The 9,586-nt window shown below is 60.8% G+C and carries 11 protein-coding genes; 7 read left to right on the top strand and 4 right to left on the bottom strand.

The window, feature by feature from the left end; all coding sequences use genetic code 11:
- Positions 1-33: 33 nt before the first annotated feature.
- From GYH29_RS16715 to coaBC, 3 genes are all read right to left on the bottom strand, one after another.
- Positions 34-1,047 (bottom strand): GGDEF domain-containing protein, encoded by a 1,014-nt coding sequence (locus GYH29_RS16715; RefSeq protein ID WP_052052289.1) that lies wholly within the window; start codon positions 1,045-1,047, stop codon positions 34-36.
- Between the two features lie 149 nt (positions 1,048-1,196).
- The gene (dut, locus tag GYH29_RS16710) at positions 1,197-1,652 is read right to left on the bottom strand and encodes a dUTP diphosphatase (RefSeq protein WP_019101154.1); all 456 of its coding nucleotides are present in this window, start codon (positions 1,650-1,652) and stop codon (positions 1,197-1,199) included.
- Positions 1,653-1,700: 48 nt separating this feature from the next.
- Positions 1,701-2,885, bottom strand: coding sequence for a bifunctional phosphopantothenoylcysteine decarboxylase/phosphopantothenate--cysteine ligase CoaBC (gene coaBC / locus GYH29_RS16705; RefSeq protein WP_107732462.1), 1,185 nt, complete (start codon positions 2,883-2,885; stop codon positions 1,701-1,703).
- 157 nt (positions 2,886-3,042) lie between these two features.
- Between coaBC and radC the strand changes: the two genes are divergently transcribed.
- The 6 genes from radC to GYH29_RS16675 all read left to right on the top strand — a co-directional run bounded on the left by radC (position 3,043) and on the right by GYH29_RS16675 (position 7,284).
- Positions 3,043-3,717: a RadC family protein gene (gene radC / locus GYH29_RS16700; protein ID WP_019101156.1), complete on the top strand. Its 675-nt coding sequence runs from the start codon at positions 3,043-3,045 to the stop codon at positions 3,715-3,717.
- Positions 3,718-3,817: 100 nt separating this feature from the next.
- Complete coding sequence (locus GYH29_RS16695; RefSeq protein WP_019101157.1) at positions 3,818-4,069, top strand: hypothetical protein; 252 nt, start codon at positions 3,818-3,820, stop codon at positions 4,067-4,069.
- A 155-nt stretch (positions 4,070-4,224) separates the two neighbouring features.
- Entirely contained in the window at positions 4,225-4,602 is a 378-nt protein-coding gene (locus tag GYH29_RS16690) for an oxidoreductase (RefSeq protein WP_019101158.1), read from the top strand.
- Between the two features lie 229 nt (positions 4,603-4,831).
- Positions 4,832-5,290 (top strand): DUF2844 domain-containing protein, encoded by a 459-nt coding sequence (locus GYH29_RS16685; RefSeq protein WP_081575735.1) that lies wholly within the window; start codon positions 4,832-4,834, stop codon positions 5,288-5,290.
- Positions 5,291-5,305: 15 nt separating this feature from the next.
- Positions 5,306-6,532 (top strand): DUF3443 domain-containing protein, encoded by a 1,227-nt coding sequence (locus GYH29_RS16680; RefSeq protein WP_081575734.1) that lies wholly within the window; start codon positions 5,306-5,308, stop codon positions 6,530-6,532.
- A gap of 188 nt (positions 6,533-6,720) precedes the next feature.
- The gene (locus GYH29_RS16675; RefSeq protein WP_039754581.1) at positions 6,721-7,284 is read left to right on the top strand and encodes a flavin reductase family protein; all 564 of its coding nucleotides are present in this window, start codon (positions 6,721-6,723) and stop codon (positions 7,282-7,284) included.
- A gap of 59 nt (positions 7,285-7,343) precedes the next feature.
- Here GYH29_RS16675 and tyrS read toward each other — a convergent pair whose 3' ends face one another.
- Positions 7,344-8,618, bottom strand: a complete 1,275-nt coding sequence (gene tyrS, locus GYH29_RS16670; protein WP_019101162.1) for a tyrosine--tRNA ligase — start codon at positions 8,616-8,618, stop codon at positions 7,344-7,346.
- 286 nt (positions 8,619-8,904) lie between these two features.
- On the opposite strand from tyrS, the gene GYH29_RS16665 reads away from it, so the two are divergent.
- Positions 8,905-9,564 carry a cytochrome b/b6 domain-containing protein gene (locus GYH29_RS16665; RefSeq protein ID WP_019101163.1) on the top strand — a complete coding sequence of 220 codons (660 nt, stop codon included), beginning with the start codon at positions 8,905-8,907 and terminating at the stop codon, positions 9,562-9,564.
- Positions 9,565-9,586 lie beyond the last annotated feature (22 nt).

Genomic DNA, 9,586 nt, shown 5'->3' with positions numbered 1-9,586 from the left:
GGAAGATAGGGATTGGAAGCGGAGCGGCTTGGTTTAGAACAAGTCGATTTCGCCGAAACGCTGCGCGCTGTCGAGCTGGCCGCCTGCCACCAGCTCTTCGTAACTGCACACCAGATTGCGGCCATGGGTTTTGGCGTAATACAAGGCCCTATCCGCCTGCTCCACCAGCTGTCCCGGCAACAGCTGCGGCAGGATGCGGGTGAAGCCGAGGCTGACGGTCAGGCGTCCGACTTGGGGGAAGGCGTATTGCTCGACGCGCTGGCGGAAGCGTTCCAGCGCCACCGCCGCTTCGGCCGGAGGCAGTCCTTGGAAGATGATGGCGAACTCCTCGCCGCCGTAGCGGAACAGGCTGTCGTCTTCGCGAAACGACTGCTGCATCAGCTGCGCGAGCAAGAGCAGCACCTCATCACCCACCATGTGGCCGAACTGGTCGTTGACCCTTTTGAAATGATCCACGTCCAATAGTGCCAAGGTGCAGGTGTGACTTTCGCTTGGAGATTGCAACTGAGCCGCCATCAGGTTGAACAGGCGCAAATCGAATTTGCGGCGATTGTTCAGCGCGGTGAGCATATCCCGGTCCGCCTCGAACAGCAGGCGCAGGAAGTTCTCGTGAATCCTGGCCATGGCCTTCAGCATGGCCTTGTTGACTTTCTGTTCGGAGGTCACATGAATGACCAGCAGGGATACGATGCTGCCCATGCAGCGCAAGGGCAGGCATAGACCGTGGGGAATACGGAAAATGCCGTCGTCCCTGTCCAGCGCGTTGAGCAGGTCGTAGAGGAAGATGGGCGGGGGCAGCCAGCTGTCGCTGGAGGTTTCCGTAATCTGAGTCTTGCCGTCGACGGAGGCGGCGCTTAGTCTTCGGCGGGTGTAGGGTACGCCGTTGACCCAACGACAGGCGAATAGCTCCACCTTGTCCACGCGCATCACCTCGACCAGCGTGGAGGCCAGGCTGCTTTCCAGCAGGTCCTGTTCGCGTTGGGAGGTGAGTTCGACAAGATTGTCGAGAATCCGCTTGCTGTCGTCCTCGTGAGGGCTTTGCTTCATGCCGGCGCATCCTTCTTTGCGAGGGTTGGGGACGGCGTGGCGTACCCCGCAAGCTCCAGGGGCCCACGGGAGCCGCGTGTGCGGCCGCCGCGGCCGCGCGGGATCGCTCCCGTTAAGAGTGAGTATAGGCAATCGCGAGGCGGCCGGCCTCAGTTGCGTCCGGTGCTGCCGAAGCCGCCGTCGCCGCGCTCCGAGCTTTCGAAGTCGTCGACGATATTGAAACCCACCTGAACGATGGGCACGATGATCATCTGCGCAATGCGTTCCAGAGGCGTCAGCCGGAACGGTTCATGGCCGCGGTTCCACACCGACACGAACAATTGTCCTTGGTAGTCGGAATCGATCAGCCCCACTAGGTTGCCCAACACGATGCCGTGTTTGTGGCCAAGACCGGAGCGCGGCAGCAGCATGGCGGCCAGGTTGGGGTTGGCGATATGGATGGCCATGCCGGTGGGGATCAACTGGGTTTCGCCCGGAGCGATGGTGATGTCCTGCTCGATGGCTGCGCGCAGGTCAAGCCCGGCCGAGCCCGGGGTAGCGTAGTTGGGCAGGTTTTGTTTCAGACGCGGGTCCAAAATCTTGACGTCAATGACGGGTTTCTTCATGAGAGTCCTTTCGTGTCGGCTGCGCGAGGCGGCCGCGGTGTCGATTGCTTATTGGTTTTGCGGCAACAGCTTGGCCAGATGCTCGACAATGGCTTTGGCCACGTCCGGCTTGGGCATGCTGGGCAGGGGGTGAGGGCCGTTCCGGTCCAGCAGCGCCACCTGATTGTCGTCGGCGCCCATGGCTTGTTGCGCCAAGTTAGCTACCAGCAGCGGCAGTTTCTTGCGCTGGCGCTTGGCTTCGGCGAACTCCAGCAGGTTCTGGCTTTCCGCCGCGAAGCCAACGCAGAACGGGGCGGCGGGCAAGGAAGCGACGGTGGCGAGAATGTCCGGGTTTTCCTCCAGCTCCAGGGTGGGCGGCGTGGCGCCTTTCTTGATCTTGTGGGCCGACGGGTTCTTGACCCGGTAATCGGCCACCGCCGCCACGGAAATGAAAATATCGCTTTGTCCCACTTCGGCCATCACCGCATCGTGCATTTGCCGGGCGCTGGCCGCATCGACGCGACGCATGCCCAGCGGGGCCTCCATGCCGGTGGGACCGGAGATCAGGGTGACTTCGGCTCCGGCGTCGCGGCAGGCGCGCGCCAGCGCGTAGCCCATCTTGCCAGAGCTGATGTTGGTGATGCCGCGCACCGTGTCTATGGCCTCGTAGCTGGGGCCGGCGGTGAGCAAAACCTTCTTCCCGGCCAGCACCTTGGCGCAGAAAAATCCTTCCAGTAATTCCGCGACCTCTTCCGGCTCCAGCATGCGCCCTTCGCCGGTTTCACCACAAGCCTGGGCGCCGTTGGCCGGTCCGAAGACGGCGACGCCATCGGCGCGCAACTGCGCCATATTGCGCTGATTAGGCGGATTGTCCCACATTTGCCGGTTCATCGCCGGCGCCACGATCAGCGGACAAGCGCGGGCGGCGGCCAGCGTGGAGAGCAGGTCGTCGCAGGCGCCGTGGGCCAGCTTGAACAAGGTGTTCGCGGTGGCCGGCGCAATCAGGAAAACATCAGCGCGGCGGGATAGATCGATATGAGCCATCGCGTTGCTGGGGCGTTCGTCCCAGAGGTCGGTGTACACCGCGTGGCCGGACAGGGCCTGGAATGTGGCCGGGGTCACGAAGCGCGTGGCCGACTCCGTCATCACCACTTCCACGCTGTGGCCGGCTTTGACGAGAAGGCGGGTCAGCTCCGCCGCCTTGTAGGCGGCGACGCCGCCGGTAATGCCTAGCAGAATTTTCTTGCTTGTCATGGGCTTGTCGCAACAGGCGGTAAATGTCCAATTTTAGCGGATTTCCACGGACTGGGCGCGCTGGCCGGCATGAGGCTTCGATGATATGGTAGGCCATGCTTCATCGCGTTTGGTCTGACCCTGAAAACAGTGCTATAGCCAGAGGAGGAGCGTGCAGATGTCTATCGCCCATTGGCCGGAGGCCGAGCGTCCCCGAGAAAAGTTGTTGGCTCAAGGAGCGGCCGCGCTGTCGGACTCCGAATTGCTCGCCATCTTTCTACGCACCGGCATGCGAGGGCTGAGCGCGGTGGAGATGGCCAGACAGTTGATGTTGGACTTTGGCTCGCTGTCCGGTTTGCTCAACGCCAGTTTTGACGAGTTTCGGGCTCGGCGTGGTTTGGGCGCCGCCAAGTACGCGCAGTTGATGGCTTGCAAGGAGTTGGCTCAGCGGGCGTTGGCGGAGGATATGAGCCTGACGGACGCCTTGCGCAATCCGCGGCAGGTGCGCGACTTCCTGAGACTGGCGATTGCGGGCAAGGACGTGGAGGTGTTCGTCGCCGTATTCTTGACTGTGCAGAATCGTGTGATAGCGGTAGAAGAGTTGTTTCGAGGCACCCTGACCGAAACTCGGGTCTATCCGCGCGAACTGGTGCGGCGGGCCCTGGCCAACAACGCGGCGGGGGTGATCATTGCCCATAACCATCCATCCGGCGTTTGCGAACCATCCGCCGCCGATCATTCTCTAACCAATACATTAAAAGCTGCGCTGCAGTTGGTCGATATAAGGTTGCTGGATCACTTCGTCGTGACCGGCGCGCGGGCGGAGTCCTTTGCCGAGCGAGGCTGGTTGTAGGCGTTGAGCCGTTGCGGGGAGCGCTCGCGAGGCTTGGAACCGGCGCCGCTTTTGCTGTCTTGTTGGACCTTGTCTCTCACCGCATCATTAGGAGGTCGCCATGAACATCCTGCGTCTGCTGAATGAGTCCGACTATATTCAGGTTAACAATCAGTTCGTGAAACCGGATTTCCACACGGCTTCCGAAGAGTTTTCCGATGACGATGATGTGGTGTTGGAAGCCAACCTGGATGGTCAGGAGCTGGTGTTGACCGTGGCGGATCTAGAGGAGGCGACGCCGCTGGCCGATGGCGGCTTTTGGTTGGAAGGCGTTGGTTATTTACGTTTCCTGTCGCAGCAGAATCTGCATTGATTTCATCCGAAGCTTCACGTTAGCAGGCCCGGCGATGTCCGGGCCTGTTACATTGTGGCGGCCCTTGCGGCTCCGCTTGATTTGGCTCAAATAGCGACCAGGGTCAAAGCTGTTACAGTGCGGTGTTTATTTGATAGTCATATTTGGGTGGCCGCATGGAACAGATCAAAGTAGGCATGATAGGCGCGGGTGAAACCGGAACGCCGCTGTTGCGGCAGCTGTTGGACGCGCCGTTTGTCGGAATGGTGGGCGTGGCGGACTTGAACCTGGATTCGCCGGGCATTCTGCTGGCTCAGCAACGTGGCATTTCCGTCACGGATAATTTCATCGAGTTGGCCGAGCAGGGCAGCAGCATCGACATCATCATCGACGTGACCGGCTCGCGCAAAGTTCGTGAGGACTTGCGCCGTTACATGCAGTTTTCCGGCAATACCCATACGGTGATTGTCCATGAACGCGTCGCCCTGCTAATGCTGTCCCTGGGCGCGGGCAAGCTGGTGACGACCCGGCACGACGATTCGTTGGCGTATTGATGGAGAAATCCAGGATTTGACTGGCGGGCAGCTGGTTGAATTTTGAGGACGCTGGGGGGCTTTCGCCCCCCTTTTTTTATTCTCGATCACGCCTCCCCGCAACTCAATCGGGCTGCTCTTTCATGCTCAGGTGCTATATTTTGATGGCGGCGTTGGCACCGCGCATATTCTGAAGTCCCGGACAAAGCATCCGGGAGCGGTTGTAGTTTCCATTTGATGGGGGGTATTCATGCAGACGTCTTTCATGGCGGGGCACGCCTTGTTGCTTGGCCTCAGCCTGTTCTCCGGCCCTGCCTTGGCCGCCTTGGGGCAGCCTTTGCCGGCGGGGCGCGCGATTGTTGCTCCGCAAGCGCTGGCCTTGAAGGCTGCGCCGTCGGTGCTCTATTCCGTGGCGCAGAGCCGTGACGAGGCAGGCCGTCTCATCCGCGAGTTCGCCCGACAGGCGGACGGCGTGGTGTTCGCGGTGGCGTGGCAGGGCGCATCGCTGCCGGATATGAGGCAGCTGCTTGGCGACTACTTTTCCAGCTATGTTTCCTCTCAACAGTCCAATCAGGCGGGGCTTAATCGCTTGGAGGGGCGCAAGCCGGGGCTGATTGTGGTCTCAGCCGGTCGCGGTCGCGCTTTTTTCGGTCTGGCCTATGTGCCCGCGCTGGTGCCGGCGGGACTCGACATCGATCAACTCAAATAATTCGGGTGGGACGAGATGAAACAGGCTCTCTTTTGGCTGAGGCTGACGTGCGTGCTGCTATTGACGGCGTGCGGAGGAGGGGGAGGTGGAGCTGGCGGCATTGCGCCGCCGGACAACGGCGGGTCGACGGCTAATTCGGTGACGATGACGATAGACAGCGGCCCGGTGCCCAATGTCTATCAGATCAATATGCCCTATGTCTCGGTGACGATTTGCGCGCCGGGCGGTAGCCAATGTCAGACGATCAGCCGGGTGCTGGTGGATACCGGCTCCAGCGGTTTGCGCCTGTTGGCCAGTGCCGTGAGCGGACTGACGTTGGGCAGCCTGCCCGGCGTGACATCGAATAGCCGGCAACTGGTGGAATGCATGCAGTTCGCCAGCGGCTTCACCTGGGGCAGCGTCCGCTACGCCGATGTCAAAATGGCGGGCAAGACAGCGTCGTCCCTGCCCATCCAGATTATCAGCGATCCCGCCTACAGTTTTATTCCGGCCGCCTGCAGCGGGGTGGGGAACAATTTGGGGAGCCTGTCGACGTTGAAAGCCAACGGTATTCTGGGCGTTGGCCTGCGGCAGCAGGATTGCGGTAGCAACTGCGCCAGCATTAGCAATAACGGCTATTACTACGCCTGCCCCACTGCCTTGACTTGTCAACAGGCTCAGGCGGCCGCGGCTTTGCAGGTGTCCCATCCTGTGGCGGGTTTCGCCGGCGACAATAACGGGGTGATGCTGCAATTGCCGGCGGTGGCGATCAGCGGGGCTCCTAGCGTGGCCGGGACGCTGTATTTCGGCGTGGGTACGCAGAGCAACAACGCTTTGGGGTCGGCCAAGGCCTTCCCCACCACACTAGACGGCAATGGCGTGGATGCGATCACGACCAGCTATAAATCGCTCAGCTACAGCAGCTTTCTGGATAGTGGTTCCAATGGGCTGTTTTTCCCCGATGCCACGATCGCCACCTGCGTGGTGGGCAGCAGCACCTGGTTCTGCCCCGGCGGCATCTTGAGCCTCAACGCCAGCTTGAGCAGCGGCGGCAACAGCAGCGCGGTGGGCTTCAATCTTGGCAACGCCGTAACGCTGTTGTCGCAAGGTTATTCCGCTCTGCCGGCGGTGGGAGCGCCGTCCAGCGGCTTCCTTAGCGGCTACTTTGACTGGGGCTTACCCTTCTTTTACGGCCGCAACGTGTATATCGGCCTGGAAGGAAAGAGCAATCCGTTAGGCAGCGGGCCGATGTTCCTGTTTTAGAAGGATTTGCGGGATTCTTGCAACGCAATATAAAGCGTCCTATATCTGGATAGTCATCTCGATGACTTCTCCTTTGTTGAAATTAGCAATCTGTACGCCCGGCGAGCGCCGGGCTTTTTTTATCCGCGTCGGATGGCTAACGGCACCTTCGGCTAGAATAGCCGCTTCATGTTTTCTCGAGTATGCCCATGTCTCGTTTGCTCGCAGTCGATCTGGCGAAATCCTATCGTTTATTGAACCATGGTCCCACGGTCTTGGTGTCCTGCGCGGCCGGGGAGCGCAGCAATGTGATGGCGGCGGCCTGGGCCATGCCGCTGGATTTTGATCCGCCCAAGGTGGCGGTCGTCATCGACAAGGCAACCTACTCTCGGGAGCTGATCGAGGCTTCGGGCGAGTTTGTGCTCAACGTGCCTTGCCGCGCTCAGGCCGCGGAGGTGCTGCGCGCCGGCGGCGCCGACGGCAGGCGGGTGGACAAGTTTGCGCATAGCGGCCTGAGCCGGCTTCCTTCGCTGCGAGTGGGCGCGCCGCGCGTGGATGGCTGCATCGCCTATCTGGAGTGCAGAGTAATCAGCGAACCGGAAAATGAGTCCCGCTATGATCTGTTCATCGGAGAAGTGGTGGCGGCGGAGGCGGACGCGGAGGTGTTCGCCGATGGCCATTGGCGCTTCGATGACGATGCCAAGCGCAGCTTGCACTATATTGCCGGCGGCGCTTTTTTTGCTACCGGGGAGGCTTTCGAGGTGGAAAAATAGGGTTCCGACGATAAAAAAGCGGCCGTCATGGCCGCTTTCGCTTGATGCGAGTGCTGCGCTCAGCGCCATTCCACCAGCGCGTAATTCTTCTTGCCGCGCTTAAGCAGGGTGTAGCGGCCAAACAGGCGTTCCGCGTCGCTGAAGCGCTGCTCCAGGCTGTCGGCTTTGTCGCCGTTGACGCTGACCGCGCCGCTCTGGATGAAGGTGCGCGCCTCGCTCTTGGATTTGGCCAGGCCGCCGGCGGCCAGCGCGTCGATCAGGCTGTCGGCGTCGCGTTCAAGCTGGATGCTGGGCAGGCCGTCCTGAGCCAGTTGAGCGAAATCGTCGGCGGTGAGGCTGCTCAGGTCATTGTTGAACAGGCTTTGAGTGATGCGCTGCGCCGCTTCCAGCGCTGCGGCGCCGTGCACCATGGCCGTCATCTGTTCGCCCAGGATGCGCTGCGCTTCCGGCTTGCCGTCGCGCGCCTGGTCGGCGGCTTCGATCGCGGCGATTTCTTCCAGCGACAGGAAGGTGAAGTAGCGCAGGAATTTGTACACGTCGGCGTCGGCGGTGCCCAGCCAGAACTGATAGAAGGCGTACGGCGATGTCTTTTTGGCGTCCAGCCAGATGGCGCCGGATTCGGTCTTGCCGAACTTGGTGCCGTCGGATTTCGTCACCAGCGGCACAGTCAGGCCGAATACCTGCTGCTGTTGCAGGCGGCGGGTGAGGTCGATACCGGCGGTGATATTGCCCCACTGGTCGGAGCCGCCGATCTGCAGCTTGCAGCCGAAGCGGCGGTTCAACTCGGCGAAGTCATAGCCTTGCAGCAGGCTGTACGAGAACTCGGTGAAGGAGATGCCCTGGTCTTCGCGGTTGATGCGTTGCTGCACCGATTCTTTCTTGATCATTGCGTTGACCGAGAAATGTTTGCCGATGTCGCGCAGGAAATCCAGCGTGTTCATTTGGCCGAACCAGTCGTAGTTATTGGCCATCAAGGCGGCGTTGTCGCCTTCGAAACTGAGGAAGGGCTCGACTTGGCCGCGGATCTTCTCCACCCAGCCCTGGATCACGTCCGGCGTGTTCAGTTTGCGCTCGGCGGCCTTGAAGCTGGGGTCGCCTATCATGCCGGTTGCGCCGCCCACCAGCGCTACCGGGCGATGGCCAGCCTGCTGGAAGCGACGCAGCATGAGCACCGGCACCAGATGGCCCAAGTGCAAGCTGTCGGCGGTAGGGTCGAAGCCGCAATAAAGGGTTACCTGCTCCTTGCTCAGAAGTTCCTCCAGCGCAACGGCGTCCGTGGTTTGCGCAATCAGGCCGCGGGCCTGCAGATCCTGAATCAGGGGGGCATGGTTCATTTATCGGGTCTCCAACAAGGTGATGCGCGGCAATGGCGGGATGAGGGCGCCGCCGCAAAAAGTTAGGCCGCCCGTTGGCGGGCGGCGTAGCCGGACTCGCCAAGCGAGCCCAATCAAGGATATTAACCGAAAACCAGTGGTTTTTGCCCCCTTTTTGTCGGTAGAATTGGGTAAAACCCCATTTGGGTTAGGGTTTGTCAGTCCTGCACGGTAATATCATGTTGCAATGCACTAACTCAGGTAATGCTTGGGCGGGCGGATTTTGGATACACGGAGTGAAAGCGCGATGACGCAATTGGTAAAAGTGTGGGATGTTCCCACTCGCTTGTTTCACTGGGCGCTGGTGATTCTGTTCTGCGGCATGTGGTATAGCGGCGAGCAGGGCGGAGATTGGCTGCAATACCATATCTGGTGCGGTTCCGCCCTCGCCAGCCTGCTGCTGTTTCGTTTGATATGGGGCGTGATAGGGAGCCAGACCGCGCGTTTCGGCAATTTCATCAAGGGGCCGCGCAGCATTGTCCGCTATTTGCGCGGCGAGCTGACCGAGAACGAGCAGCCGGGCCACAACCCTTTGGGCGGCCTGATGGTGTTGGCGATGTTGTTGGCCTTGCTGGCCCAGGTGGGCACCGGACTGTTCGCCGCCGATGTCGACAGCTATTTGTACGACGGCCCGTTGGCCAAGCTGCTGAGCGGCGACGCGGCCGAAGCCGCTACCTCGTTCCACAAGGGTTTCTTCAATGTGATCCTGGGGCTGGTCGGCCTGCACTTACTGGCCATCATCGCTTACCGTTTGTTCAAGAAGAACAATCTGGTGAAGGCGATGATCACCGGCAACAAAGCCATCGCCGGCGATGTGCCGCGTCTGGAGTTCGCGCCGGCCATCATCGCGCTGGTGGCCTTGCTGGTGTCCAGCGGCGGCATTTATGTGCTGTTGACGCGTTTGTGAGCGCAAGTCGCGGAGCGCTGTC

This window comes from Chromobacterium haemolyticum (assembly GCF_009936155.1).
Taxonomy (GTDB): domain Bacteria; phylum Pseudomonadota; class Gammaproteobacteria; order Burkholderiales; family Chromobacteriaceae; genus Chromobacterium; species Chromobacterium haemolyticum.
Note: the sequence above shows the minus strand (reverse complement) of the source record. Positions and strands in the feature narration are given on the sequence as shown.

What these genes read in the sequence shown, in the direction of transcription:
- GYH29_RS16690 (WP_019101158.1), top strand. Translation starts at nt 4,225, where the DNA reads ATGGAACAGATCAAAGTAGGCATGATAGGCGCGGGTGAAACCGGAACG.
- tyrS (WP_019101162.1), bottom strand. Translation starts at nt 8,618, where the DNA reads ATGAACCATGCCCCCCTGATTCAGGATCTGCAGGCCCGCGGCCTGATT.
- radC (WP_019101156.1), top strand. Translation starts at nt 3,043, where the DNA reads ATGTCTATCGCCCATTGGCCGGAGGCCGAGCGTCCCCGAGAAAAGTTG.
- GYH29_RS16680 (WP_081575734.1), top strand. Translation starts at nt 5,306, where the DNA reads ATGAAACAGGCTCTCTTTTGGCTGAGGCTGACGTGCGTGCTGCTATTG.
- GYH29_RS16675 (WP_039754581.1), top strand. Translation starts at nt 6,721, where the DNA reads ATGTCTCGTTTGCTCGCAGTCGATCTGGCGAAATCCTATCGTTTATTG.
- coaBC (WP_107732462.1), bottom strand. Translation starts at nt 2,885, where the DNA reads ATGACAAGCAAGAAAATTCTGCTAGGCATTACCGGCGGCGTCGCCGCC.
- GYH29_RS16665 (WP_019101163.1), top strand. Translation starts at nt 8,905, where the DNA reads ATGACGCAATTGGTAAAAGTGTGGGATGTTCCCACTCGCTTGTTTCAC.
- GYH29_RS16715 (WP_052052289.1), bottom strand. Translation starts at nt 1,047, where the DNA reads ATGAAGCAAAGCCCTCACGAGGACGACAGCAAGCGGATTCTCGACAAT.
- GYH29_RS16695 (WP_019101157.1), top strand. Translation starts at nt 3,818, where the DNA reads ATGAACATCCTGCGTCTGCTGAATGAGTCCGACTATATTCAGGTTAAC.
- GYH29_RS16685 (WP_081575735.1), top strand. Translation starts at nt 4,832, where the DNA reads ATGCAGACGTCTTTCATGGCGGGGCACGCCTTGTTGCTTGGCCTCAGC.
- dut (WP_019101154.1), bottom strand. Translation starts at nt 1,652, where the DNA reads ATGAAGAAACCCGTCATTGACGTCAAGATTTTGGACCCGCGTCTGAAA.